Source organism: Sphingomonas sp. (genome assembly GCF_039594485.1).
Classification (GTDB): Bacteria; Pseudomonadota; Alphaproteobacteria; order Sphingomonadales; family Sphingomonadaceae; genus Sphingomonas.
Genome location: NZ_JBCNNI010000004.1, coordinates 101,053 through 127,625, shown reverse-complemented (window position 1 = coordinate 127,625; position 26,573 = coordinate 101,053). Strand labels below are relative to the sequence as shown.

The window sequence follows — 26,573 nt, the reverse complement described above, 5'->3', positions numbered from 1 at the left end:
CGGGCCAGAATCCTAGCTCGGATCGCTTTCCTCGCCGACGATCACGCCTTGCGCGGGATCGGGGCCGTCATGGGAAAAGCCGTTGCGATGAACGCGGACGCCCGCCGTGACGACGGGGTGGCCGGAGGGGGGAGCGGGGGCGGTGGGGGCCTCTGGATTGGGAGCCGCACTCTGCTCGCCGCGATGGATGACGACGCCGTTCATCGTCTCGGGCATCGTTGCCGCCAGCGCGTCGGTCATCGCGGCGGCGCGGACCGGGATGTTCGGTTCCACCCCGGCATAATCCTGACGGAAGGACAGATCGCGCTCCAGCGCCCCGCGCCAGCGATAGAAGATGTGGGTGCCGATCGCGCCGATCCGGCTCAGGCTGGGGGCCCACCAGGGCAGGACGTAATTGGCGTGATAGAAGGTCGCGGCGCCGACCGGGGCATAGACCATGCCGGCAAGCGCGGCCTGCGCCACCGCCGCGGCGCGCGCCCAGGCGGCGGGATCGCGCGGGTGGTTCAACGATCCATCGCAGGTGAAGCTGAACTGGCAACCGGTCTGCCGCTCGGCCCCCTGATAGACGACGCCGCAGATACTCTTGGGAAAGGCGCGGTCGCGCACGCGGTTCAGGACGACCTGCGCGACCGCCCGCTGGCCATCGATCGGCTCGGACCGCGCCTCGTAGTAAATGGCGGCGGTCAGGCATTGGGCGGCGCGCGCGGCGTCGGTCGCGCTCCGGGCGATGCCGTTGAAGGCCGGGGCGGCCGCCATTTCGATCCGCGTGTCGCTGCCCAGGGTGGCGGGCAGATCGGTGTCGGGCACGTCGAGCGCGAGCTGGCGTAACAGCGTCCGCGCGGTCGGTGGCGGCACGTCCATCGTCAGATGCGCGGCCGTGCGCCGGGTCGGCGTGCACGAGGTCGCGAGCATGAGCGTCGCGACCAATATCAACCAGCGATGCACCTTGTCCGCTTCCCGACCCCGTTGTCCACCACGCGAATCTAGGTCCGGCAGGGTTAGGAAGCGGTTAAGTAGCCGAAAACGGACGTATCCATCAGGGCGCGCGCCCGCCGCGGCATCACAAGCGTGCGCCCAGTTCCAGGCCGTAGAAGCGCGGTTCGCCCGCGATATAGGTCGGTGTGCCGAACGTGGCCCCGGTATTGCCCGCGTCGATCAGATAATGCTTGTCGGTCAGGTTGCGCACGAACCCACCGACATGGAAACGACCGCCTTCGCCAAACTCCACCCCGGCCCGCAGATTGACGAGCATATAGCCGGTCTGCGAGATCGCCTCGCTGTTGGGCAGCTCGAAATACACTTTCGAGCGATAGGTGGCGCTGGGTGTCGCATAGAAGGTCGCCGACGACCCGACCGGCACCCTCAGGGTCGCACCGGCCGAGGCGGTCGTGTCGGGTTGGAGCCGGAAGCGATTGCCCGCATAGACGCCATTGGCCGGGTCGTTCGCGATGCCGCCATCGATATAGGCGAAGGTCCCGAACAGGCTGAGCCAGCGATGCAGCGCCAGATTGCCTTCCAGCTCGACCCCGACATTATTGGCCGAGCCCGCGCTGCGCGTCACCGCGAGCCCATTCTCGAATGTCGAGACCTGGAAACCGCGATAGCGTTGATAGAAGACCGAGGCCGCGCCGGTGAAGGCGCCGATACGCCCCTTGATGCCGGTTTCATAATTCCAGACATCTTCCTCCGGCACGATCTGGAGCCGGGGCACTGCGCCCGAATTGGCGACGGTCAGCGGCACGATCCGCTGCGCGTCGAGCTGGACCACCGGCGAGCGGCGGCCCTTGCTGATCGTCGCATAGAGGTTCACGTCGCCGCCCAGATGATAGAGCGCGTTGAAGCGCGGCAGGATCGCGGCATAGCTGCGCTGCGCCTCGAACACTTGGCCGTTGGTATTGGCCCCGCCCAACAGGCTGGTGAACAGCCCGGCCCCCGCGAGCAAACGGCTGTCGGGCATGACCGCGCTATAGCCCGAATGGCGATCCTCGATCAGGAGGCGCGCGCCCGCCGTCAGTTCCAGGGCGGCGGCCGGAATCCAGGTGGCGTCGGCGAAGACCGAATAGGTGGTGTTGCGGCCGCTATTGGTGAAGCTGGCGCTGTAGGGCACCACGTTTAGCGCGCCGCGTGACAGGATCGCGGTCGCCCGCGCGCCCGGGATGGTGCCGTTGGGCGCGACGCAGGCGGTGCCGGTCGGAATTCCCGCCGCGCCCAGGATCCGGCGAATGGGCGCGAAGTCCGATGCGGTCGAACAGGCGAGATAGGTGCCCTCCTCGGTCGAGAAGGGTACGCGCTGCTCGCCATTTTCGAAAAAGGCGTTCCAGCCGAAGGATGCGCGATACTGCGCGCCCTCGAAGGCGAAACGGCTTTCATGGCTCCACTGGTCGCCGCGCGCGTCTTCGCCGAACTCCAGATACCAGGCCGGGCCGCCGTCCGCGTCGAAGATTTCCAGCGCGTCGAACCGGCGATAGCCGTTGACGGTGGTGAAGGTGATGCCCGGCGCGACATCCACGGCGACCGTCAGGTTCGCGTCATAGACATTGCGGGTCAGGCCCAGCTTGCGCCGCCCCAGCACCTCGGCGGAATAGGGCGAACCCGACAGTTCGGCATAGCCATAGTCGCCGGTTTGCCCGCCGGTGGGGGCGAAGACGCGGCTCTTGAACGCGGTGCCGGGATTGCGCTGTCCGTCATAGGTCAGGATCAGGTCGGCGGTGACCGAGGAATTGGGCGTCCAGCGCAGCGACCCGCGGACACCGCGCTGGTCCTGCCCGTTGAGGTCGTCCTGGTCGACCCGGCCCTGATTCTGGTTGGGGACGTTCGGATCCCCCGCGATGTTGCGGACATAGCCGTCGCGATATTTGTACGCGAAGGCGATGCGGCCCGCGAGCGTGTCGTTGCCCGCGTTCCAATAGCCCGACACCTGGGTCCGATTGAAATTGCCATAGGAGGCGAGGATGCCGCCCTCGGTCCCGGCGTGCGGGCGGGCGGAGATGATGCTGATCGCGCCCACGGCGGCGGCGGTGCCGAACAGGGTCGCCTGCGGACCCTTGGCGACCTCGATCCGCTCGATGTCGTACAGGTCCTGATAGGCGCCCTGTTTCCGGCTGGTGTCGATGCCGTTGTAATAGACGGTCACGCGCGCGCCCTGCTGCGCCGAGCCGGAGTCCGAGGTGATGCCCCGGATCACGAAGCCGGGGCTGTTCGCGCTCTGCTCCTGGATTTGCAGGCCGGGGATATATTGCGCCACTTCGGACAGCGAGTTGACGCCCAGGTCCGCCATGCGCGCGCCCGAGATCGCGGAGACGGTCAGCGGCACATCCTCGATCCGCTGTTCACGCTTCTGCGCGGTGACGATGACGTCGGCCCGATGATCCTCGTCGTCCTGCGCCGGGACCATCGCCTGCGCGGATGCCGGCGGAATGAAGGCGCCCTGCGACAAGCCAGCCATCAGCGTCGCCACCGCCCAGCGGCGCACGATCGAAGTCATTCCCGAAACCCCCCGGTGATCCTTGTAAGCGCGGCCCCCTAGCGAAGAGATGTTACCAGATCATGTTCCGAATGCCGCAAAAAAGGGGCGAGGCCAGCGCCTTGCCGTGCGTGAGGGGGGCATGTGTCGCGGAACCGTCATGGACGCGCCATCGCATTGTCGCGGCTGGTGGCTAGGCGTGCGCGCCGAAAGGACAGACACGATGACCATGATGAACCGCCGCCGCGCCATCGCCCTGATGGGCAGCGGGGCCGCGCTCAGCCTGCCCGCCGGGATGGCCGAGGCCGCCAAGGGGGCGATCCGCTTCGACCACGGTGTTGCCAGCGGCGATCCCGCGCCCGATGGCGCGATCCTGTGGACCCGCGCCACCCCGGCGGAGGCGGACGGGGCGGGCGATGTTCCGCTGACCTGGCATGTCGCGCCGATCGGCGGCGGGGATGTGGTTGGCTTGCGTACCGGCAGCCTGTCCGCGCGGGCGGCGCGCGACTTCACCGCCAAGGTCGAGGTGGCCGGCCTGCGCCCAGGGGTCGAATATCGTTACTGGTTCGAGGGGGCGGGGGGCGTTCGTTCGGCGGAAGGGCGTTTCCGCACCCTGCCGCGCGGGCGGATCGAGGACGCGGTGTTCGCCGTCGTGTCGTGCCAGCTTTATCCCGGCGGCCTCTATAATGCCTATGACGCGATCGCGCGGACCGAGCGGCTGGATGCCGTCGTGCATCTGGGCGACTATATCTATGAATATGGCGCGGACGGATATGGTACGGAGATCGGGCGCAAGCTGAACCGGCTGCCCGAGCCGGCGCACGAGATCGTCACGCTCGACGATTATCGCCGACGCCACGCGCAGGTGAAGCGCGATCCCGACATGCAGGCCGCCCATGCCAGGGCAGCGTTCATCTGCGTCTGGGACGATCATGAGGTCGCCAATGACGACTGGATCGGCGGCGCGGAAAATCACGATCCCCGAACCGAAGGCGACTGGTCCAAGCGAAAGGCGGCCGCGATGCAGGCCTATTTCGAATGGATGCCGATCCGCGATCCCCGGCCCGGCCAGCCCTGGGAAGCGATCAATCGCAGTTTCGATTTCGGTGACCTGGCGACGCTCGTCATGCTGGAGACGCGGCTGCTCGCCCGGTCCAAGCAGGTCGCCGCCAAGGGCGGCGCGCCCGAGCCGTCCGAATATGCCGCGATGATGGCGGAGCGCGCGCGGCCTGAGCGGGAGTTGCTGGGTGCGGGCCAGTTGCACTGGATCGAGCAGGTGCTGACCCGATCGGTCAAGGCGGGCACGCCATGGCAGGTGATCGGCAATCAGGTGGTGATGGCGCGGATCGACGGCCCGGACCTGGAAAAGCAGATGGGGGCGGACGGCTATGCCAAGCTGGTCGCGCCGCTGTCCGCGCCGACCCGCACGCAACTGGCGGCTGCGCAGGCCTCTTACCGGGCGGGGCTGCCGCTCAATTTCGACAGTTGGGACGGCTATCCGGCGGCGCGCGAGCGGCTCTATGCCGCGTTCCGACGCGCGGGGAGCCGACCGGTCGTGGTGTCGGGCGACAGCCATGCCGCCTGGGCCAACGACCTGTACGACGCGAACGGCACGCTGGTCGCGGCCGAATTCGGGGGCACCGCGATCACCAGCCCCTCCTGGGGCGCGCTGATGCCGGGTATCGGGCGTGAGATCGCGGCGGCCAATCCCAAGGTGGTCCGCTTCTGCGATCAGGATGCCAAGGGCTATTTGCTCCTGACCTTGACGCGGGAGGCGGCGACCGCCCGGTTCATGACCGTATCGACCGTCATGGCCAAGCCCTATGCGGAAGGATGCGCCGCGACCTGGGCGACACGCGCCGGGGAAACGGGACCGATCGCGCCGGTCACCGCCTGACGCTCCGGGCGCGCCGCTTCCGCCTCCGTCGCCGTCCGGGCGGGGGCGGGGGAGGGCGCGCCTCGCACCGCCGCCATGACGCGTGCGACCAGCGCGGTGTCGTCATGGTTGAGGTAATGGCCGCCCGGCAGGCCGACCACCTGCGCGTGGCCGTTCTTGAGCAGGGGGCACAGGCTGTCCTTCTCGTCGAGGCCGTAGATGCAGGTCAGGGGTGCCCAGTCGATCGTCCGCGCGGTCGTGAGGCCCAGGCTGTCGGGCTTGCCCATATAGGCGAGGCCGCTGGGATCGGAGCGGAAGAAGGCGGTATCCCCCGGCACGACCAGCACGATCGCGGCCACCCGCGCGCGCAGATCGGCCGGCAGGCGCGCCAGTCCGGTCTGGAGCATGTCCGCGCCATAGGACTGGCCGATCAGCACCAGTCGCCGCTCACCCGCCTCCGCCGCCGCGCGCCGGACATGGTCGGCGATGACCGCATCGACCTGGTCGCGCGTGCGGCGGATGCGGAACAGGACCGGCGAATTGACGCCGATCACAGGGATGCCCGCCGCGCTGAGATGCCGGGCGATGACTCCGCCCATGCCGTAGCGGAGCCCCATGTCCCCCGAAAAGGACAGGACCAGAATGGGTTGGGCCCGCCCCTGCGCGGGAAAGCGGGTGATCGGGTCTCGCGCGAAATAGTCGCCGGAATAGAGAAGGATAGCGGCGGCCGCGAGGAGCAGCGCCGCCAATCCGCCAAGAATTGGGAGGCGGTGGCGGCCGAGGCGGGCGAGAAAAGCGGGCATGTCCTGTCCTAAGGTGCGATGCCGCTACTTGCCATGCGATGATGGGTGGCGGCGCGACCGGCGCGTGAAAAATCTGTAATGTTACGATCACCCCCTCTATGCGCGACTTCTGCCATCGGCGGATCGATGACAGCGTGCGACCGCCGGGGGGCGGCAACCGCATCGCGTCAGTATGGAACCGGGAATCGACACAGTGACCAAGCCGATCTTCTTTGATCCGACCGGACGGCGGAGCGCCTGGGCGCGGCGCGCGGTGGCCGCCCTGATCCTGTCGGTCGTGGTGGCTGCGATCGCCTTTGCGACCACGCTGGTCGCGGTGCCCAGTTCGGGCGTCCTGCCGCTGCCCTTCGCGCGGCGTCAGCCGATGACGCTGGAGCCGACCGCACAACTGAAGGGGCGGCGCGGCGAATGGCTGCCGCGCCGTGCGGTCGCGCAGCAGCATAGCCCGTTGACCATCGCCTTCTACACCCCGGGCAACGACTCCGCGCTGTCGTCGCTTCGCGCGCATATGGGCCAGATCGACTGGCTGGTTCCCGGACTGATGAACGTCGCCGGGGCCAATGCCGAACTGACGATCAGCAACGATCCCAAGCTGGCCAGCCTGCTCTCGCGTGCCGCCAAGCCTCCCCGCCTCCTGCCGATGGTCCAGAACCTGACCGCGGACGAGTGGGATGGCCAGGCGATCGCACGGGTCATCGCCAGCCCGGCGGCGTCCGAAAAGCTGGCCACTCAGCTCGGCCAGTCGGTGACGGCCAATCGCCAATCGGGGCTGGTCGTCGATTTCGAGAACCTGCCCGCCGGGGCGATGGCGGGCTATCCCCGCTTGCTGCAACGGATCAAGGCGCATCTGCCCAAGGGAACGGTGCTGGCCGTCACGGTGCCGGCGGAGGACGACGCGTGGCAGTTGGCGCGACTGGCCAAGGTGGTCGATCGCATCATCCTAATGGCCTATGACCAGCATTGGCAAAGCGGCGCCCCTGGCCCGATCGCGGCGCAGCCCTGGTTCCTGCAATCGTCGCAAAAGGCGCTGCGCGAGGTCGGTCGCGACAAGCTGATCGTCGCACTGGGCAGCTATGGCTATGACTGGCCCGCCAAGGGCCCGGCCGAATCCAAGTCGATCGAAGAGGCCTGGCTGATCGCGCATGACAGCCAGACGAAGGTCGCCTTCGACCCCGCGAGCGGCAATTCCGGTTTCGCCTATGACGAGAATGGCGAGCATCACACCGTCTGGATGCTCGATGCCGCATCGAGCTGGAACCAGCTCCAGGCGCTCAAGCGGCTGGGGGTCGATGATGTCGCCTTCTGGCAATTGGGATCGGAAGATCCGGGCCTGTGGGCAGACTTCGCCGCCTTTCGCAGCAATGCGCGCGGCGTGGTGCCCAGGCTGGGTGTCATCGCCTCGCCGTTGAATGTCGATGTCGAAGGGACGGGCGAGATCCTGCGCATCACCGCGCAGCCTAGCGATGGCCGCCGCACCGTTCGTTACGACAAGGACGGCATCATTCGCGACGAGGTCTATCAGGCCTATCCGACCCCTTATGTCGTGCAGCGCGCGGGCGCCGTTCCGAAGACGCTGGCGCTGACCTTCGACGACGGGCCCGATCCGACATGGACGCCGCCGATCCTCGACGTTCTGGAGCGCGAGCATGTGCCCGCGACCTTCTTCGTCATCGGCGAGAATGCGCTCCAGCATCCGGCCCTGCTTCGCCGCATCGTGGCGGGTGGCAGCGAGCTGGGCAACCATACCTATACCCATCCCAATCTGGCGACGACGGGCGACCGTACCACCAAGCTGGAGCTGAACGCGACGCAGCGGATGATCCAGGCCTATACCGGCCGTTCGACCACGTTGTTCCGCGCGCCCTATTTCGGTGACGCCGAGCCGACCACGGCGGACGAAATCGATCCAGCGCTGATCGCACAGAGCCTTGGCTATACGATCGTCGGGCTGCACGTCGATCCCAATGACTGGCAGCGGCCGGGCACCGATTCGATCGTCCAGCAGGTGATCGACCAGGTGCATGGCGCGACCGCAGACAATTCGGCCAACATCATCCTGTTGCACGATGGCGGCGGTGATCGCGAACAGACGGTCGAGGCGCTGCCGCGCATCATCGATACGCTGAAGGCCGAAGGCTATCGCTTCGTCCCCGCATCGCAGCTCGTCGGGATCAGCCGGGATCAGGCGATGCCGCGCGTCGAGGGCAAGGACCTTCTGGCGGTGCGGACCGATGTGGCGATCTTCATCGTGCTGGCCATGCTGTCGGCCGGCCTGGCGTGGCTGTTCTACCTCGCAATCGCACTGGGCATGGCGCGTGCGGTGGTGATGGCGGGGCTCGCCTGGTTCCAGGGCCGCAAGTCGAAGCCGGTGCCGCCGGACCATGCGCCCAGCGTCTCGGTCATCATCCCCGCCTTCAATGAGGAACGGGTGATCGTCCAGTCGGTCGCGCGGGTGCTCGCCAGCGACTATCCCGGCCTGCAGGTCATCGTCGCGGATGACGGGTCGAAGGATGCGACCAGCGGCGTGGTGCGAGAGGCGTTCGCGGACGATCCGCGCGTGACCCTGCTGACCCTGGCCAATGGCGGCAAGGCGGCGGCGCTCAACCGGGCGCTCAGGGACGCGACCGGCGAGGTGGTGATCGCGCTGGACGCCGATACCCAGTTCGAGCCGGATACGATCGCCAAGCTCGCGCGCTGGTTCGCCGACCCCGGGCTGGGCGCCGTGGCGGGCGATGCCCGGGTCGGCAACCGGGTCAACCTGGTCACCCGCTGGCAGGCGGTCGAATATATCACCGCGCAGAATCTCGAACGTCGCGCGCTGGCCGGCTTCGATGCGATGACGGTGGTACCGGGCGCGGTCGGCGCTTGGCGGCGCGCCGCGCTGGATGCCGTGGGCGGCTATCCAGAGGATACGCTGGCCGAGGATCAGGACCTTACCATCGCGATCCAGCGGGCGGGATGGCGCGTCACCTATGATCCGCGCGCGGTCGCCTGGACCGAGGCGCCCGAGAGCTTCAAGGCGCTGGCCAAGCAGCGCTATCGCTGGGCATTCGGGACGCTGCAATGCCTGTGGAAGCATCGTCGGGTGCTGCGCACCGGCAAGCCCGCCGGGCTGGCGCGGATCGGCCTGCCGCAGGCATGGCTGTTCCAGATCGTCTTTGCGGCCATTTCGCCGCTGATCGACCTGGCGCTGATCCTGTCGGTGATCGGAACGGCGATGCGCGTCGCCCAGCATGGCTGGGCCCAGACGAGCACCGACGTCTTCCAGATGGCGGCCTATTGGGTGGCCTTCACCTCGGTCGACGTGCTGTGCGGCTGGCTGGCCTATCGGCTGGACGGCAATCGGGTGCGTTATCCGGCGCATCTGCTGGTCGCGCAGCGGCTGGTCTATCGCCAGATCATGTATTGGGTGGTGATCCGCGCGATCAGCTCGGCGATCGGGGGGTGGATCGTCGGCTGGGGCAAGCTGGAGCGCACGGGCAATGTCGGGGCCTGAGTGCCGGTTCCTCCCCAGGCCCGGCCTGGGGAGGAGGGCGTGGTGGAGGGGCTCAGCCCAGCCGCATCTCCACCACCAGTCCGGGCCCATGGTCCCCGAGCGTCAGCGTGCCGCCATGAAGATGCGCCACCGCGCTGGCGAGCGACAGGCCGAGCCCCGCGCCGCTGCCCGTTCGTGACGCGTCGAGCCGCCCGAACCGCTTGAGTGCCTCCTCGCGCCGGTCGACGGGTATGCCGGGGCCGTCATCGGCGACGGTCACGACGGGGCCGGGCTCGACCCGGACCAGGACCTGGCCCGCGCCATATTTCAGGGCATTGTCGACCAGATTGGCCAAGGCCTGGCCCAGCAACTCGCGGTGAACGGTCGCGATCAGCGTCTCGGGGGCCTCGGCGCGGATGGACATGCCGCGATCCTCGGCCAGCGGCTCGAACATATCGGCGACGTCGCGCGCCATCGCGGCCAGATCCGCCTCCACAAAGGCGTCGCGGCCCAGTCCCGCCTCGGCCCGGCTGATCCGCAGCGCGGTGTCGAGCATGGCGAGCAGCCGGTCGCCTTCCTCCAGCGCGCGGCCGACCGATGCCCTCGCACCCTCGTCCTGGGTCTCGGCCATCGCCCGTTCCAGCGTCGCGCGGAGGCGGGTCAGCGGCGATCGCAGGTCGTGCGCCAGGCCATCGGTCGCGATCTTCAACTCGGTCATCAGCAGCGCGATCCGGTCGAGCATCGCGTTGACCGCCAGCGCCAGCGCGTCGAAGGCATCGTCGCCGCCCTTGGCCACGACCCGGCGATGCAGGTCGCCGCCCGCGACCGCATGGGCGGTGGCGACCGTATCCTCCAGCCGCTGCTCGATCATCCGCGCCGCGATCCAGGCGGCGAGCGCGGCCAGGATGATCGCCGCCGCCATGCCGACGGCCATCGCCTCCTCCATCGCCAGCGCGACGCGCAGTTCGCTTTCGATCACATGCCCCGCGAGCAGCCGCGACCCGTCGGGCAGGCGGGTCGCCAGCACCCGCATCCGCTCGGGCATGGCATGGCCGATGCGGAAGATCTCGATCGTCGCGGCATCGGGCGCGGAGACATTGGGCGGCCAGTCGGCGATATTGCCGGTCACGAAACGCCCGCGCGCATCGGTCAGCAACATGACCGACAGGGGCATACGGTCCGTGGTCATCCGGCGGTCGACCGCCACGCGGACCGCCGCCGCGCCGCCGACCCGCCAGGCACCGACCAGTTCGTCGCGCAGATCGCGCGCGGCATCCTCCGACTGCGCGGTGATCTCCCCGCGCGTCAGATGACGGACGGTCGCCACCATTGCCCCCGCGCCGACCAGTTGCAGCGCAAAGACCAGCAGCGCGAAACGCAGCGTGGTCGAGCGGAGGAAGCCCGGCGCTATTTCTCCACCCCCAGCTTATAGCCCGAGCCGCGCACCGTATGGAGCAGCGGTCGGGCGAAGCCCTCGTCGATCTTCTTGCGCAACCGGCTGATATGCACGTCGGTCACGTTGGTATTGGGGTCGAAATGGAAATCCCACACCCCTTCCAGCAACATGGTGCGCGTGACGACCTGGTCGACATGCTGGAGCAGATATTCCAGCAGGCGATATTCGCGCGGTTGCAGGTCGATCGGCTTGCCCGCCCGGCGGACCCGGTGGGCCAGCAGGTCCATTTCCAGATCGTCGCACACCAGCTTGGTCTGCGGCGCGTTGCCGGAGGTGCTCCCGCGCCGGATCAACAGGCGGACGCGCGCCAGCAATTCGGCGAAGACGAACGGCTTGGCCAGATAATCGTCCGAGCCGGACGTCAGGCCCGCCACCCGATCCTCGGGCGAAGACAAGGCGGACAGGATCAGCACCGGCGATTCGATCCCGGCGGCGCGGATCGCGGCCAGCACCGACATGCCGTCCATGCCCGGCAGCATCCGGTCCAGGATGATGCAATCATAAGTGCCGTCGGTCGCGTGGAAAAGTCCGTCGCGCCCATTGCCCGCATGATCGATCAGGAAACCTTCTTCCCGAAGCCCGTTGGCGATGTAATCCGCCGTCGAGCGATCATCTTCGATCAACAAAATCCTGTTGGCCACGCAGTCCTCCCGAACCGCTCCTTAGCAGCGTGATCGTGAGGAAACCATGCTCGCGCGCGACGCGCAGGCGGACGGGCGAGGGATCGTGGCGGGCGACCGCCTCCCGCAGCAAGGCGAAGGACGTGGCGGGCCGGTCGTTGATGGCCAGGACGGTGTCACCGACATGAAGGGGCGGTTTCACCATGGCGACGCCGTCATCCCGGACATCGCTGCGCAGGCTGGTGACGACAAGCCCCGTGCGATCGTCGGCGGCGGGCGCGAAGGTCGCGCCATAGAGCGACCGGGAGGGGTGGGTTCCGGCGTGCAGCGGCATATGGCCGACCAGCAGCGCCAACGCGGCCCCACCGGCCAGCGCGGCCACACCCGCGCCCCAGCCCACGATCCGCAACCCCTTCATGGCGCGATATCGTCCGCAGGACGGCCCGCGTGACAGCCGCATGGCCGTCCCTTCTTCATGGCTCCTTCTGCCGCGCTATTGGTCGATTCCGTCACCCTTGTCGCTATAAGCCGGGTCATCTGAGGGAAGGGTGGGCGTCACATGACGCTTCTGTCATTCAGGCGGCGCGTGACGCATGACGCACTTGTCATGCGACCGTAAGCCGAACATGGCGGGGATCATTCTATGCCCCGCGCCAACGCCTGGGGATGGACAGGTGATGAGAAAGTGGGCCGCGCGTTGACGACAGGGGGAGGCGATCGGGGGAATGGCGGAGGTCCGCCCATGGCGGTCGCGGTGAGGGGCAGGTGGTGAAGGACGGCGCGGACAGGTCCGGCACATGGACCGCGAGATGGGATGCGGCGATCGCCTGGGCACAGGCGCGGCGCGGCTATCTGGCGGCGGCGGCGATCGTGTTGCTGGTCGGCCTCGGCCTGTCGGCGCTGCATCACCTGACCCGCCAGATCCGGCTGGCGGACGTGCGATCGGCCTTTTACGCGATCGATCCGCCGCAGATCGCTTTGTCGGTGGCGTTGACGATCGCCAGCTATATCGCATTGACCTTCTACGACGTCATCGCGCTGCGCGTGATCGGCCAGCCGAAGCGCTGGCGGACGGCGGCGATGGCCAGCTTCACCAGCTATACGCTCAGTCATAATCTGGGGCTGGCGCTGCTGACCGGCGGATCGGCGCGCTACCGCGTCTATGCCGCCGCCGGGCTCGACGGTCCCGATATCGCGCGCGTCATCGCGATCGCCAGCGCGACCTTCTGGTTCGGGGTGTTCAGCGTCACCGGACTGGGTTTGCTCGTCCATCAGGGGCCGATCACCCTCGACGCGCTGGTGCTGGATCAGACCCTGGTCCGCTGGCTGGGGGCGGCCGTGGTGGCGGCGACGGTGCTGCTGATCCTGTTGTGCGCGCTTCGGCCGGGGCAGCGGGTCGGATGGCGCGCCTGGAGCGTGCCGCTGCCCACGCCGGGGCAGGCCCTGGCGCAGATCGGTATCGCGACGCTGGACCTGGCCTGCGCCAGCACCGCGCTGTTCGTGCTGTTGCCGGGCGCATCGCCCGCCCTGCTGCCCGCCTTCGTCCTGGCCTATGCGCTGGCGTTGATCGTCGCGCTGGTCAGTCATGTCCCCGGCGGGATCGGCGTGTTCGAGGCGGTGGTGCTGGCGACGGTGCCTGCCAACCGGACCGAGCTGTTCGCCGCGCTGATCGCCTATCGCGTCCTTTATTATCTGTTGCCGCTGGCACTGGGCATCGCCCTTCTCGCCTGGGACGAGGCGCGGCGGCGGCCGATCCGGGCGCTGCGCGATATTCGCCGGGTGCTCCTCGGCATCGCGCCGACGGTGCTGAGCGCGGCCTGTTTCGGGGGAGGCGCGGTGCTGCTGCTGTCGGGGTCGCTGCCCGCCATTCCAGAACGTGTGCACGAACTGGTCCATATCGTGCCCCTGCCGTTCATCGAGGCGTCGCATTTCGCCGCGAGCCTGGTCGGCACCGGCCTGTTGCTACTGACGCCCGGCCTCTATCGCCGGCTCGACGGGGCGAGCCTGGCGGCGCGTGCGTTGCTGGTCGGCGGGGCGGTCTTCTCGCTGGCCAAGGGGATCGATTACGAAGAAGCGCTGGTCTGCCTGACCATCGCGCTGCTGCTCCAGTTGAGCCATAAGGCCTTTTACCGCCGGACCTCGCTGGTCGCCCGCCCGCTCTCGCCCGCCTGGCTGTTCAGCGTCACGGTGGTGATCGTGGGGACCGGGTGGATCGGCTTCTTCGCCTATAAGCATGTCGATTATCGGGAAGCGCTGTGGTGGCGGTTCGCGCTGTCCGACGATCCCTCGCGCTTCCTGCGCGCCAGCCTGGGCGTCGCCGTGATGCTGGCGGGGGCGGGGCTGTGGCGGCTATTCCTCGCCGCGCCGCCGGGCGAGGCCGACCATCCCGCGATGGACCGGGTGTTCGCGGTGGTCGAGCAGGCCGAGCGCACCGATGCCGCGCTGGCCCTGCTGGGCGACAAGCGCTTCCTCTTCTCGCCCGAGGACGATGCGTTCGTCATGTATCAGGTGCGGGGCACGAGCTGGATCGCGATGGGCGACCCGGTGGGGCCGCGGGCGGCCTGGGCCGATCTGCTCTGGCAGTTGCGGAGCATGGCGGATGCCGCCCAGGGCCGGTTGCTGCTCTATCAGATCACCCCCGACACGCTGGAGATCGCGATCGAGATGGGACTTCAGATCATCAAATATGGCGAGGAGGCGCTGATCGACCTTGGCGCCTTCTCGCTCGACGGCGGCCGGATGCGCGGACTGCGCCAGACTCTCAACAGGTTCCGTACCCGCGAGAATGCCCGTTTCGCGATCGTCCCCGCCGCCGGGGTGCCCACGATCCTGCCGCAGTTGAAGGCGGTGTCCGACGACTGGCTGGCGGCCAAGGGGCATGGCGAGAAAGGGTTCAGCCTCGGACGGTTCGACCCGGACTATATTTCGCGGACCGACTGCGCCGTGGTGTGGGTGGAGGACCGGATCGTCGCCTTCGCCAATATCTGGGCGGCGGGCGAGAAGCGCGAACTGTCGGTCGACCTGATGCGTCATGTCGAGGATGCGCCGGGCGGGGTCATGGACTATCTGTTCGTCGAACTGATGCTGTGGGGACGCGAACAGGGCTATGGCCGCTTCGCGCTGGGGCTGGCGCCGCTGTCGGGCGTGGGTGGGCGACGCATGGCCCCTACCTGGGCCAAGGTGGCGGCGCTGATCTTTCGCCATGGTGAGCGCTTCTACGGCTTTCGCGGCCTGCGCGCCTATAAGGAGAAGTTCCAGCCCGAATGGGCGCCGCGCTATATCGCGGGACCGCGCGGGCTGGGCCTCGTCAAGGCGCTGCGCGATCTGAACGCGCTGATCGCCGACGGAGGCGAGGCGGCCTGAAATTTCCCCCATGCTCCACCCCGACGGAGCGATTGGAAGTCCCGACCGGCCATTCCCCAACCATCGCGGCCTTCGCTCGGATGGTTGAGGACGGTTTTGCAACGTCCCCCGGTTTCAAGCGAGGAACGCCTTAGGCCTTGAACAGCGACGGCGCCTTTTCCACGCGCGTCCGCCCGGTTGAATCCGTCACGGCATAGGTAAAGCCCGGCAACAGGCAGAAGGCCCCGATCCGGCCGCCGGGATCCATGGCGAGGAAGCCGACCTGAACCCCCTTGATCGCATCGCCGCGCAGGGACGCGATATGCTTCGCCGCCTCCTCGCAGGCGGCCTGTGGGCTCATGCCGTGGCGCATCGAGGCGACGACGCGCGCGGTGCCGCACGTCCGCGTCACCTCTTCGCCCAGCCCGGTGGAGGTGGCGCCGCCGACGCCGCGCTCGACATAAAGGCCGGAGCCCACCTGCGGCGAGTCGCCGACGCGCCCACGCATCTTGAACGCCATGCCGGACGTCGTGCAGGCCCCCGCCATCCGCCCCGTCGCATCGCGCGCCAGCATTCCGATCGTGTCATGGTCCAGCGCGCCGCCCGGCGTACCCGGCCGTCCGGCGCCATAGGTGCCGGTCTCACTATTGGCGACGGGACGGTAATTCTGAGTCTTCAGCCAGTCGCGCCATGCCTTTTCGGCCTCCGGCGTCAGCAGGTTGACGCGCGGAAAGCCGCGGTCCCGCGCGAAGAGGGTCGCCCCTTCGCCGACCAGGAAGGTATGGGGTGTATGCTCCATCACCGCGCGGGCGACCGAAATGGCATGGACCGTATCCTCCAGCGCGGCGACCGCGCCGACGCCACCCGCATCGTCCATGATCACCGCGTCCAGCGTCACATGGCCGTCGCGGTCGGGATACCCGCCATAACCCACCGAGTGATTGTTGGGATCGGCCTCCGGCACCTTCACGCCCGCCTCGACCATGTCGATCAGCGATCCGCCCGCCCGGCCCGCCGCGAAGGCGGCGTCATTGGCGGGCGCGCCGAAATCCCAGGTGGACAGGATCGTCGCACGCGGTGCGGCGGCCTGTGCGAAGACGCGCATCGGCGCGGCGGCCAATCCCGTGCCCATAGCCGAAAGCGTGGTCATCCCGCCCAGAAAAGCGCGTCGTCCCTCATTCATGCACTCGCTCCCCCGCCCATGCCGCTCGGGCGTTTCCTGGGGCCGATTGTGCGGAGGGAAGCGCCGCTCCGCAAGCCCGTCTTCATGACCTATGTGTAACCAATAATGCCAGATCAGGGTGGCCGGATCGGTCCGATCGGATGGTCCGGCCCTTATGGGTTCTTATGGGTTATTGGGAAGATGAAGGAATCATAACATAAGTTTCTGTAATCGTTTTAAATTGTGTCTTTACGGTTACAGTGGGGGCGGAATGGGGGCTTCGGAACCATATAGGTATGCTTTAGGTATTGACCAGATATCATAAAATGTTTGTTTTTCCCCGCGTGCCCAACAGGAAATCAGATTTGGGCCAAGGGGAGATGTATGAGAATCCAGCAGTCCGCATCGTGGTTGGCCCTGACCGCCGCGACGGTGTCCGCCGCAGCGACGATGGTCGCCGCCCCCGCCTTCGCGCAGCAGGCCGGATCGACCGCGACCCAGGATGCCGCCCAGGCCGATGGTCGCGACCCGGGATCGATCAGCGCCGATGCGGCCGCCACCCGTTCCGCCGCCATCACCGGCACTCCGCAGGCGTCGAGCAGCGGCGATGTCGTCGTGACCGGCACACGGATCACCCGTCCCAACCTCGCCTCCGCCGCGCCGATCACCTCGGTCACCCGCCAGGACATTCAGGCGCAGGCGGCGGTCAATGTCGAGGACGTGCTCAACCGCCTGCCGCAGGTCGCACCCGACAGCCAGCAGACCTATAACGACTCCGATGGTCGCCAGCGCATCAAGCTGCGCAGCCTGGGCTTCGAGCGCACGCTGGTCCTGATCGACGGCAAGCGTCTGGGTACCCAGAACGGCCAGGACGTGGGCATCATCCCGACCTCGCTGTTGCAGCGCGTCGACGTGCTGACCGGCGGCGCCTCGTCGGTCTATGGCTCGGACGCGGTCGCGGGCGTCGTCAACTTCGTCCTGCGCAAGGATTTCGAGGGCGTTCAGCTCGACGCCAACTATAATTTCTTCAACCATTACAACAAGGACACGATCGTGTCGCCGCTGGCGCGGGCCGCCGGCTTCGGCAGCGCGCATGGCCTGACCAATGACGGCGGCCGCGCCGACCTGACGCTGACCGCGGGCACCAAGCTGCTTGACGACAAGCTGCATGTCAGCGGCTTCGTCAATTATCGCCAGACCAACGAGATTCCGCTGACCTCGCGCTCGAACGCGGGCTGCTACCTCACCCAGTTGCAGCTCAACGGCCCTCTATCGTGCGGCCTGACGCCGAGCAGCTCGACCAGCGGCCTCATCACGCCGCAATCGGGCCCGAACGCGGGCGCGCAATATGTCAACAACCCGGATGGCACGCGCAGCTTTGTGCCGTTCGGCGCGGGGCAGGGCAATGCGTCCAACTATTTCAGCGGCTATGCCTATCAGCGTCCGTCGGAGCGGGTGAATGCGGGCGGCTTCGCCACGCTCGACCTCGCGCCGGAAGCCGAACTCTATGCCTCGGGCATCTGGTTCCGCGACAAGTCGTACACCAACTATCCGACGATCGCGAGCGGCACCGTCAACGTCAATTGCAGCAACCCCTATCTGTCGGGGACGCAGGCGACCGCGATCGGGTGCGGCACCGGGGTGACCAGCGTGCCGGTCACGCTCGCCTATCGCCTGGGCGAGAATAACGACCGTCCCGACACCTTCATCAACACCGGCGTCCGCCTGACCGGCGGCGTCCGTGGCAAGGTGGGCGATGCCTGGACCTATGATGTCGGTGGCGTCTATGCCCGCAACCATCAGGACTATACGCCCAGCTTCCGCATCCCCGGCAATCTGCAGAATGCGGTGAACGTCGGCGGCACGGCGGCCAATCCGATCTGCGCCAGCGGCGCGGCGGGCTGCGTCCCCTTCGATATCTTCAGCGCGGGCAACACCAATCCGGCGCTGATCAACTATCTGTTCGGGACCGGCACCTCGGCCACGACCGGCACGCTGTATGACGTCCAGGCCAACGTCACCGGCGACCTGACCAGCTATGGCATCACCTCGCCCTTCGCCGAACAGGGCCTGGCGATCGCGCTGGGCACCGAATATCGCAAGGATACGCTGAAGTCGCGGGCCGACAGCGCCTATCGCAGCGCACTGGGCGGCACCGACACCGATCTCAGCCAGGATGTGGTGGAAGCCAATATCGAGGTTCAGGCGCCGCTGGTCGAGCACAAGCCGTTCGCCGAACTGGTGCAGGTCAATGGCGGCTACCGCGTCTCCAAGTACAGCAGCAACCCGAAGTCGTTCAACACGTGGAAGATCGAGGGTGTCTATGCCCCGGTCAGCGACCTGACCTTCCGCGCCTCGTTCAACAAGGCTCAGCGCGCGCCGACGGTGGTCGAGATCCGCCAGGCGAGCAATGTCGAGATGGTGGCGGGCGGTTCCGGCACGTTCGCCGACTTCTGCGCCCCGACCGTCACCACTGGCGCCAATGGCGTCACCTATGGCGCGCCGATCGCGTCGCGTGAGGTCTGCCGCGCGACCGGCCTGTCGGACGCCCTGTACGGCAGCCAGAGCCTGTTGTGCAGCAACGGCAGCACGCCCAATGGCAGCAGCGCGTGTGCGGTGCGTTCCGGCGGCTTCACCGCCGACCCGGAAACCGCCTATACCCAGACCTATGGCCTGGTGGTGAAGCCGCGCTTCATCAAGGGGCTGGTCTTCTCGGTCGATCGCTATCGGATCAAGATCAACAACTCGCTCGGCTATAACGACTACAGCTATTACACCGATGGCTGTCTGCGTTCGGGCGGCGACCAGTTCTTCTGCCAGGGCATCGTCCGCAACCCGACCACCGGCCAGTTGTTCAACGGCGGCTATATCCGCCAGGGCACGACCAACTACTTCACCTCGATCGCGCAGGGCTGGGACTTCCAGGCGCAATATGCGTTGACCCTGGAATCGATCGGTCGCCTGGACTTCGGCTTCAACGGCTCGCTGACCACCGCCGCCGGTGGCCAGGACTCGCCGCTCCAGCCCGAACGCAACTGCGCGGGTTATTATGGCAATGGCTGTGGCCAGTTGATCCCCAAATGGAGCCATGGCCTGCGCACGACCTACACCACGATCGACAAGAAGTTCAGTGCGTCGTTCAACTGGCGTTATGTCGGCTCGCTGACCAACGCCAACAATTCGGGTGATTCGGCGATCGGCGGCACGCCGGAGCGCGCGCTGACCAATTACTACCGCGTCGCGCCGGCCAACTATTTCGATCTGGCGTTCAACTTCGCGATCGCCAAGCAGTTCTCGCTGCGCCTGATCGCGAACAACCTGTTCGACAAGGCCGCCCCGATCGTGCCGGACTCGTACAATATCAGCCTGGCGCGCACCAATACCATTCCGCAGCGTTACGACTCCCTGGGTCGGAACATTGCGATCGGAACGACGATCAACTTCTGACCCTTCCCCCGGCGGGGTGCCTCGGTATCCCGCCAATCCCCAACTGAAAAGGCCGGTCGTCCCCACGGACAACCGGCCTTTCTTTTTGTGTCTGGCATTCCCGGCCCGTTCGGCCCGTGGCTTCGGTCAAACGGGGCGGGGAGGGGGCGAAGGCCTATTCCACGAAGTCCTCGACCTCACGCCGCTTGCCGCGCATGAAGGCGTCGGCGACGTGGCGGAGCGGGGCGATGTCGACGTCCGAGCGGCCGCCCTTCACCAGGTCGGCGAAGCGGGCGTACAGGCCCGGATACTCGCCGTGCAGCCCTTCCTCCCGGTGCGGGGTCGAGCCGTCGGGCAGGGTCAGCACCGCACCGCCCTCGGCAAGCTTCAGCGTCCCGTCGGTCGTCTCGACCACGATGTCCCAGCTTTGATGGCCTTCCTGTCGCCAGTCGAGATCGAGCGTGACCGGGGTGCCGTCGGTCGTGCGGAACGCGACATCGGCGGCGATCGGTGCGTCGCGATTGGCGGGAAAGTCCAGCGTCGCCCGCTCGATGAAGAAGGGGGCGGGGAGGATATGCGTCGCGATCGACAATGCGTTGATGCCCGGATCGAACACGCCGAAGCCGCCCGCTTCCCAGATCCAGGCCTGGCCCGGATGCCATTGCCGGACATCCTCGCGCCAGGTGATCGCGGCGGAGGTGACGCGGCGGCTCGACAGCCATTCGCGCGCGGGCTCGACGCCCAGCGCATAGCGCGAATGCCAACTGGCGAAGAGGGTCACGTTCGCCTTGCTCGCCAGCTCCTCCAGCACCGCCACTTCGGCCAGCGTCGCGCCCGGCGGCTTTTCAAGGAAGACATGCCAGTTGTTCGCCAGCGCGGCGGCGGCGATGGCGTGGCGCACCTGCGGCGGCGTGCACAGTGCCACCGCATCGACCGTAACATCGCTGTTGGCGAGTTCCTCGATGTCATGAAAATGCGGCACGCCATCGACCCCGTTGGCCGAACGGCTGACGGTCGCGACCAGCTCGAATGCCGGGTTGCCCGCGATGGCCGGGACATGCTGGTCATGGGCGATCTTGCCCATGCCGACCAGCGCGAGACGGATCGTGTCGGTCATCGTTATCAGCTTGCCTTTTCGACATAAGCGCGCGCCGACGCGGCGACATCCGCCGCCGGCTTGCCCGCGCGATAGAGGTTGGATCCCAGGCCGAACCCGTCCGCGCCATGCGCGCGCCATTCGGCCATATTGTCGGGGGTGATGCCGCCGACCGCCAGCACCGCCACGTCGCGCGGCAGGACGGCGCGCTGCGCCTTCAGGAAGGTGGGGGAGGCGCCTTCCGCCGGGAACAGCTTCAGGCCATGCGCGCCCGCCTTCAACGCGGCGAATGCCTCGGACGGGGTGAAATAGCCGGGCAGCGAGATGAGACCCTGCGCCACGCTGTGCGCGATCACCTGCGTATCAGTGTTGGGCGAGACGATCAGGCTGCCACCCGCCGCCTTGACCCGGTCGACCTGATCGGTGGTCAGCACGGTGCCCGCACCGACGATCGCCTTGTCCCCGACATGGGCCGCGATGGCGGCGATGCTGTCATAGGGATCGGGCGAGTTGAGCGGTACCTCGATCAGGGTGAAGCCTGCTTCCACCAGCGCATCGGCGACGGGGATCGCCTCGGCGGGTGTCAGGCCGCGCAGGATCGCGACGAGGGGGCAGGCGGCAAAGGCCCTGGCGAAGGTCTGGGCGGGGTCGGTCATGACACATGCTCCCGAAAGGCGTGAAGTCCGGCAAGAAAGGCGGCCTGGCTGTCGAGCGCCACGACCGAACCGCCGCGCATCTCGATGCCGATCGCATAGAGGTCGGCGAGCAGGCCGCTCGACAGGAGATGGACGGGCCGGCCATCGATGTCGGGCACCGCGCCGATGTCGGAGCCGATCAGCAGCCCGCTGGCATAGGCGGCGGCATCCTGGGGCGCGATCCGACCGAGCAGGACCGAGGCGCGCACCCCGAACAGCGCCGCCGTCAGGTCGCACGCCCCGCTGCCGCGTGCCAGGCCGTCGCGAAAGGCAGGGCCATCCGCCACCGGACCGTCGAGCATCCCCGCGAGGATGCCATGCCCCTTGACCAGCGCGAACAGCTCGCCGGTCATCGTCGTGGCGAAATCGGTGATCCGGGCGCCTTCGGTCCGCACCCATTTGTTGTGCGTCCCCGGCTGGGCGAACAGCGCATCGTCGGGGGCGAGGCCGGCCGCGATCGCGCCCAGCACCTGAACCTCTTCGCCGCGCATCACATCGGCGCGGCGGTCAGTCAGCAGCGAGACGCCGGGGACGATGACGACATCCTGATCCTCGATCCGCGTCGCGGCCCGGGCGAGCATGGCGAGATCGGCGGGGGCCGGGACATAGGCGGCTTCACGCCAGCCCCGGGTCGAGCCCACCATTCCGGCCGCGATGACCGGCAGGTCGCCGAATCGCGTACGGATCGCGGCGATCTCGGCGGGATAGTCGTCCGACCGCATCGCCAGCACACCGCGATCGTCGCGCACCGTCTCCATCGCCAGTCCATCGGCGGCGATGACATGGATTCGGCGATTGGTCGTGCCCCAGTCGATCGCGATATAGGCAGGCGTCACGTCTGATGGCACGATGGGCACGGCCTCTCCTCGAATTTTTCTAAGACGATTTGTAGGACAATAAAATCAGGGGTGCAAGCGCGACTCCGTTGGATCTGGTCGAGGGATGGAGCGGCGGTCCGGGCGGGGGGATGACGAAGCGTACGCAGCGGTTTACATTGTCCCGCATGTATCAGTTCGACATCACCGCCGGAACGAAGGCCGAGCTTTACCATGATCTCCACGCCGCGCTCGATGCGCTGACCGGGGGAGAGCCGGATGCGGTCGCCAACATGGCCAACGCCTCTGCGCTGATCTGGCAATATCTGCCCGATCTGAACTGGGCGGGCTTCTATCGCATGGTGGGCGGCGAACTGGTGCTTGGTCCGTTCCAGGGCAAGGCCGCCTGCATCCGTATTCCTGTCGGCAGGGGCGTCTGCGGCACCGCCGTCGCCACGGCGGAAACCCAGCTTGTCGACGATGTCCATGCGTTCCCCGGCCATATCGCCTGCGACGCCGCCAGCCGGTCGGAACTGGTGGTGCCGATCCTGTGCGAGGGGCGGGTGATCGGTGTGCTCGACCTCGACAGCCCCGCGCCCGGGCGTTTCGATGCGGAGGACCAGGCGGGATGCGAGGCGTTGATGACGCTGCTCGCCCCGCGATTGGCGGCAATGGGCGACTGACACGCCTGATCCGATTCGGGACGGCGCCTCATGCTATCGACATGGGGGCGGCGCTGATATCATGGCTTGTTGCAACTTCGACGTTTTGGGGGGCGTCGATGCCTTGAAAACAGGGAATTTTGTCAGGCCATGCGTATCCAGTCACCTCTTGTCGCTCTTTGCATCGCGCTTGGCCTGAATGGCCCGGCCCTCGCTCAGGCACGTGCCGCGCAAGCGGGGGCAAGCTATCCCCGCCCCGGTTTCGATCCCGCACCGACCCCGGTGCCGCAGCCGGTGGTCACGACGACCAGCAGCCTGCCGATCCAGCCCGGCGCGGGAAGCCCTCGCGATCGTTGGGGCAGCAAGGTCGGCGGTCGTTGGTGGGGCGGGGCCAACGCACCCGGCGGCTGGCGCACCTATCGGCGGCCGGAGCGCGGCATGGTCTTGCCCGCCTATTGGAACAGCCCGCGCTTCGGCGTGTCGGACTGGGCGGTCTATTCGCTGCCGCAGCCGCCGGTCGGCTATCACTGGACGCGCTATTATGACGACGCGGTCCTGATCGACCAGCGTGGTGCGGTCTATGACAGTGTCGATGGGATCGATTGGGACGGACTGGGCGCGCCCGCTTATGCCGGGGCCTATCCGCCGCGCCCGCCGTCGATCCGGGGCGATGGCCGCGGGGATACGGGGCTGGGCGGTGCCGCGATCGGGGCCGTTGCGGGGGGTGTCGCGGGCAACCTGATCGCCGGGCGCGGCAATCGGCTGGGCGGTACGCTGATCGGCGCGGGAGTCGGGGCGGCGGCGGGCTATGCCATCGACCGGGCCGAGGATCGACGCCGGCACATGCCGCCGGGCCAGGACGATTATGGCCGCAGGGATTATGGTCGTCCCGATTATGGCTATCCCGATGCCTATGCGCCGCCACCGCCACCACCGGCCATGGGACGGCGCATCGTCACGCGGGATGGAACCACCGTGACCACCACGACCACCGTCGGCACGCTTGCCTCTGGTTCGTCAGGTTATTATGACGGTGGCTATTATTATCCCGCTCCCACCGTGACGACAGTTGTGGTACAAGGAGCTCCGGTTATCACCACATCAACGACGACCACGACCGAAATCGTGCGCACCGCGCCGTCCCGCGCGAGAGGCCATAGGGTTCGTAGCAAGCTGGTTCGTCGCTGACGCCTTCCCCCAGGGGGGATTTCGACCCGAGAGACGCCGGGTCGGAGTTCGGGATGCCGTTCCGCTACTCCCGCGGAGCGGCATCCCATTAACCGGCCGCTACGCGTCACCGCCCGCCAAAGGTGATCAGGCTTTCCGCGCCGTCCGCAGCGATCGCCGACACGCCGATGAAATGATCGTCGACCGGGACCTGGGTGAGCACGGCCTTGGTCTCGGTCACGTCGCGCGACTGGGTCCAGTCGGCCGAATCGTTCCGTCGCCAGTGGATGCGATAACGGACCGCGCCCGGCACGGCGGCCCATCCGACCTGCGTGTCGCGCGACAGGGCGCCGCTGATCGTCACCTTTTCGGGCGCGGCCGGGGCGGCGGCGAGCCGCGCGAGCGTAGCGATGTTGATCGCCGTCACCTTCGCCAGATAGGGAAAGTCCATCTTGTCGATCGTGTCGCCATAGGCGACATTGCCTTCCTTGCGGAGATCCTGGTGCTGTGCGTCCCAATCCTCGTTCGCGACCGAGAAGCGGACGGCGGGATAGCCGAGTTTCAGGAACGGCTCATGATCGCCGCCGCGCCCGAAGCGGTCCGGCCGCCGATCGACGAAGACGTCCAGCCCGCCCAGCTTGCCGGCGATGCCATGGATCGTCTTGGCGAGCGCGCGGCTGGGGCCGTCATCCTCGCCGCCATTGCCGCGCCGCTGCATCTGCTGGGGCAGGTCTTCCGATGCGCGGATGCCTTCGGAAAAGACGCGGACCCAGCGCGCCTCGCGCACACCGCCCTGGCCCAGCGTATTGCCGACGATATCGTTGTTGAGCATCGCCGAGACGCGCCAGTTTCGTGCCTTGGCAGTGTCGGCGAGCAGGGTCGCGCCCCACAGCCCCTGTTCCTCTCCAGAGAAGATCGCATAGACGATGGTGGCGTCATATTGCTGCTTCGACAGGTGCCGCGCGGCCTCCAGCACCAGCGCCACGCCCGAGGCGTCGTCATTGGCCCCCGGCGCGTCGGAGGTTGCGTCCATGACGTCGGTGACGCGGCTGTCGATATGCGCGCCGACGATGACCACGCGGGACGGATCGCGTCCGGGCTGGATACCCAGCACATCCTCGACCATCACTCCGTTCGGCGCGCGCGGCCCGGTGAAGCGGCGGTTGATCCGCTCGACGCTGATGCAGCCGTTGCACGCTTGCGCGATCGTCTCGAACTGCTGGGCCGCCCAGTCGCGGGCGGCGCCGATCCCGCGCTTGGGATCGCTGGTGGTCGACAGGGTGTGGCGGGTGCCGAAGCCGACCAGGGCCTCGACATCGGCCTTCAGCCGGGCGGGGGAGGGCGCGGCGACGGGCGTCGTGGCGGCAAGGAGAAGCGGAAGGATCATCACGCCAGACTGGCGGAGCGGAAAGGGCGAGGCAAGTGGCGGATTTCACGGCGATACATGCCCCGGCCCGTCCGCCTGGCGCGCCCCCTCGGTGGGAGAGGCGCGCGATCGTCCCATTGCGTGTAGGTGCGGATATCCGCCTTCACGCCGTTGACCGGCTGTTGCAGCCTGCGCGCGAACAGCGGGTCCGGGCTGCCGGCCCGGACGGGATATTGCGGGTGCTTGTCATGACAATGGATGGCGGGCCTCGCGTCGGTCGGGATCAGAGGAAGGGAGTGCCGCCGGTAACGGCAATGGTCGCGCCACTGATGTAGCTGGCCTCGTCGCTCGCCAGCAGGACATAGGGCGGGGCCAGTTCGGCGGGCTGTGCCGCCCGGCCCATCGGCGTCTGCTCGCCGAAGCTCTTCACCGCTTCGGGTGGCATGGTGGAGGGGATCAGCGGGGTCCAGACCGGACCGGGCGCCACCGCGTTCACGCGGATTTTCCGTTCGGCCAGCATCTGGGCAAGACCCGCCGTGAAATTGTGGATCGCGCCTTTGGTCGTCGCATAGGCGAGCAGTTGCTGGTTGGGCTTGTCGGCATTGATCGACGTCGTGTTGATGATCGACGCGCCTTCGCCCATGTGCGGCACTGCGGCCTTCGCCAGGTAGAACATCGCATGGATGTTGGTGGCGAAGGTCATGTCCCATTCCTCGTCGCTGATATCCTCGATCGCCTGGAAGCTTGCCTGATGCGCGGCGTTGTTGACCAGGATATCGACCCTGCCGAAGGTCTGGACCGTCCGTTCGACGATGGTGCGGCAATGCACCGGATCGCTGACATCGCCGGGGATCAGCAGGGCCTGGCGTCCCGCCTGCTCGACCAGCCGCTGGGTTTCGGCGGCGTCCTTGTCTTCGGACAGATAGGAGATGACCACATCGGCACCTTCGCGGGCAAAGGCGATGGCGACCGCGCGGCCGATGCCGCTGTCCGCGCCGGTGATGATCGCCTTCCTGTCGGTCAGCTTGCCATGGCCGACATAGCTATGCTCGCCATGATCGGGGCGGGGGGACATCGCCTCGGTCTCGCCGGGCATGTCCTGCTGCTGTTCGGGCTGGGGTGGGGTGGGGCGTTCGTTCATGGACCGTC

At 67.5% G+C, this 26,573-nt stretch carries 18 protein-coding genes; 6 read left to right on the top strand and 12 right to left on the bottom strand.

Annotation, left to right across the window (positions count from 1 at the left end; genetic code table 11):
* Positions 1-12: 12 nt before the first annotated feature.
* Together ABDV78_RS02950 and ABDV78_RS02945 are read right to left on the bottom strand one after the other, a co-directional pair.
* A complete protein-coding gene (locus ABDV78_RS02950; RefSeq protein WP_343525696.1) occupies positions 13-945 on the bottom strand; it encodes a cell wall hydrolase in 933 nt (310 codons plus the stop codon).
* A 115-nt stretch (positions 946-1,060) separates the two neighbouring features.
* Positions 1,061-3,484 (bottom strand): TonB-dependent receptor, encoded by a 2,424-nt coding sequence (locus ABDV78_RS02945; protein WP_343525695.1) that lies wholly within the window; start codon positions 3,482-3,484, stop codon positions 1,061-1,063.
* Between the two features lie 202 nt (positions 3,485-3,686).
* Between ABDV78_RS02945 and ABDV78_RS02940 the strand changes: the two genes are divergently transcribed.
* On the top strand, positions 3,687-5,360 hold the full coding sequence (locus ABDV78_RS02940; protein WP_343525694.1) for an alkaline phosphatase D family protein: 1,674 nt from the start codon (positions 3,687-3,689) through the stop codon (positions 5,358-5,360).
* Here ABDV78_RS02940 and ABDV78_RS02935 read toward each other — a convergent pair.
* Positions 5,285-6,142 carry an AcvB/VirJ family lysyl-phosphatidylglycerol hydrolase gene (locus ABDV78_RS02935; protein WP_343525693.1) on the bottom strand — a complete coding sequence of 286 codons (858 nt, stop codon included), beginning with the start codon at positions 6,140-6,142 and terminating at the stop codon, positions 5,285-5,287. The genes ABDV78_RS02940 and ABDV78_RS02935 overlap by 76 nt on opposite strands.
* A 193-nt stretch (positions 6,143-6,335) precedes the next feature.
* Between ABDV78_RS02935 and ABDV78_RS02930 the strand changes: the two genes are divergently transcribed.
* Positions 6,336-9,638, top strand: a complete 3,303-nt coding sequence (locus ABDV78_RS02930; protein ID WP_343525692.1) for a glycosyltransferase — start codon at positions 6,336-6,338, stop codon at positions 9,636-9,638.
* 52 nt (positions 9,639-9,690) lie between these two features.
* Here ABDV78_RS02930 and ABDV78_RS02925 read toward each other — a convergent pair whose 3' ends face one another.
* The 3 genes from ABDV78_RS02925 to ABDV78_RS02915 all read right to left on the bottom strand — a co-directional run bounded on the left by ABDV78_RS02925 (position 9,691) and on the right by ABDV78_RS02915 (position 12,153).
* The gene (locus ABDV78_RS02925; protein ID WP_343525691.1) at positions 9,691-10,947 is read right to left on the bottom strand and encodes a HAMP domain-containing sensor histidine kinase; all 1,257 of its coding nucleotides are present in this window, start codon (positions 10,945-10,947) and stop codon (positions 9,691-9,693) included.
* 77 nt (positions 10,948-11,024) lie between these two features.
* Positions 11,025-11,714, bottom strand: coding sequence for a response regulator transcription factor (locus ABDV78_RS02920; RefSeq protein ID WP_343525690.1), 690 nt, complete (start codon positions 11,712-11,714; stop codon positions 11,025-11,027).
* Positions 11,683-12,153 (bottom strand): PDZ domain-containing protein, encoded by a 471-nt coding sequence (locus tag ABDV78_RS02915; RefSeq protein ID WP_343525689.1) that lies wholly within the window; start codon positions 12,151-12,153, stop codon positions 11,683-11,685. Before ABDV78_RS02915 ends, ABDV78_RS02920 begins: the two co-directional genes overlap by 32 nt.
* A 305-nt stretch (positions 12,154-12,458) precedes the next feature.
* On the opposite strand from ABDV78_RS02915, the gene mprF reads away from it, so the two are divergent.
* Positions 12,459-15,056 (top strand): bifunctional lysylphosphatidylglycerol flippase/synthetase MprF, encoded by a 2,598-nt coding sequence (mprF, locus tag ABDV78_RS02910; protein ID WP_343525688.1) that lies wholly within the window; start codon positions 12,459-12,461, stop codon positions 15,054-15,056.
* Between the two features lie 130 nt (positions 15,057-15,186).
* Here mprF and ABDV78_RS02905 read toward each other — a convergent pair whose 3' ends face one another.
* Positions 15,187-16,167 carry a N(4)-(beta-N-acetylglucosaminyl)-L-asparaginase gene (locus ABDV78_RS02905; RefSeq protein WP_343525687.1) on the bottom strand — a complete coding sequence of 327 codons (981 nt, stop codon included), beginning with the start codon at positions 16,165-16,167 and terminating at the stop codon, positions 15,187-15,189.
* 414 nt (positions 16,168-16,581) lie between these two features.
* Here ABDV78_RS02905 and ABDV78_RS02900 point away from each other — a divergent pair, with 414 nt between their 5' ends.
* A complete protein-coding gene (locus ABDV78_RS02900) occupies positions 16,582-19,644 on the top strand; it encodes a TonB-dependent receptor (RefSeq protein ID WP_343525686.1) in 3,063 nt (1,020 codons plus the stop codon).
* 154 nt (positions 19,645-19,798) lie between these two features.
* Here the strand turns inward: ABDV78_RS02900 and ABDV78_RS02895 are convergent, their stop codons facing one another.
* The 3 genes from ABDV78_RS02895 to ABDV78_RS02885 are packed head-to-tail and all read right to left on the bottom strand — an operon-like array spanning position 19,799 to position 22,262.
* Entirely contained in the window at positions 19,799-20,740 is a 942-nt protein-coding gene (locus ABDV78_RS02895; RefSeq protein WP_343525685.1) for a Gfo/Idh/MocA family oxidoreductase, read from the bottom strand.
* A gap of 5 nt (positions 20,741-20,745) precedes the next feature.
* The gene (locus tag ABDV78_RS02890; RefSeq protein WP_343525684.1) at positions 20,746-21,375 is read right to left on the bottom strand and encodes a 2-dehydro-3-deoxy-6-phosphogalactonate aldolase; all 630 of its coding nucleotides are present in this window, start codon (positions 21,373-21,375) and stop codon (positions 20,746-20,748) included.
* The gene (locus ABDV78_RS02885; RefSeq protein WP_343525725.1) at positions 21,372-22,262 is read right to left on the bottom strand and encodes a 2-dehydro-3-deoxygalactonokinase; all 891 of its coding nucleotides are present in this window, start codon (positions 22,260-22,262) and stop codon (positions 21,372-21,374) included. The genes ABDV78_RS02890 and ABDV78_RS02885 overlap by 4 nt, the downstream gene beginning before the upstream one ends.
* 155 nt (positions 22,263-22,417) lie before the next feature.
* Here ABDV78_RS02885 and ABDV78_RS02880 point away from each other — a divergent pair, with 155 nt between their 5' ends.
* Together ABDV78_RS02880 and ABDV78_RS02875 are read left to right on the top strand one after the other, a co-directional pair.
* A complete protein-coding gene (locus ABDV78_RS02880) occupies positions 22,418-22,912 on the top strand; it encodes a GAF domain-containing protein (protein ID WP_343525683.1) in 495 nt (164 codons plus the stop codon).
* Positions 22,913-23,041: 129 nt separating this feature from the next.
* Positions 23,042-24,079 carry an RcnB family protein gene (locus ABDV78_RS02875; protein ID WP_343525682.1) on the top strand — a complete coding sequence of 346 codons (1,038 nt, stop codon included), beginning with the start codon at positions 23,042-23,044 and terminating at the stop codon, positions 24,077-24,079.
* Between the two features lie 106 nt (positions 24,080-24,185).
* Here the strand turns inward: ABDV78_RS02875 and ABDV78_RS02870 are convergent, their stop codons facing one another.
* Both ABDV78_RS02870 and ABDV78_RS02865 read right to left on the bottom strand, forming a co-directional pair.
* Positions 24,186-25,445, bottom strand: a complete 1,260-nt coding sequence (locus ABDV78_RS02870) for a M20/M25/M40 family metallo-hydrolase (protein WP_343525681.1) — start codon at positions 25,443-25,445, stop codon at positions 24,186-24,188.
* A 262-nt stretch (positions 25,446-25,707) separates the two neighbouring features.
* On the bottom strand, positions 25,708-26,565 hold the full coding sequence (locus ABDV78_RS02865) for a glucose 1-dehydrogenase (RefSeq protein ID WP_343525680.1): 858 nt from the start codon (positions 26,563-26,565) through the stop codon (positions 25,708-25,710).
* Positions 26,566-26,573 lie beyond the last annotated feature (8 nt).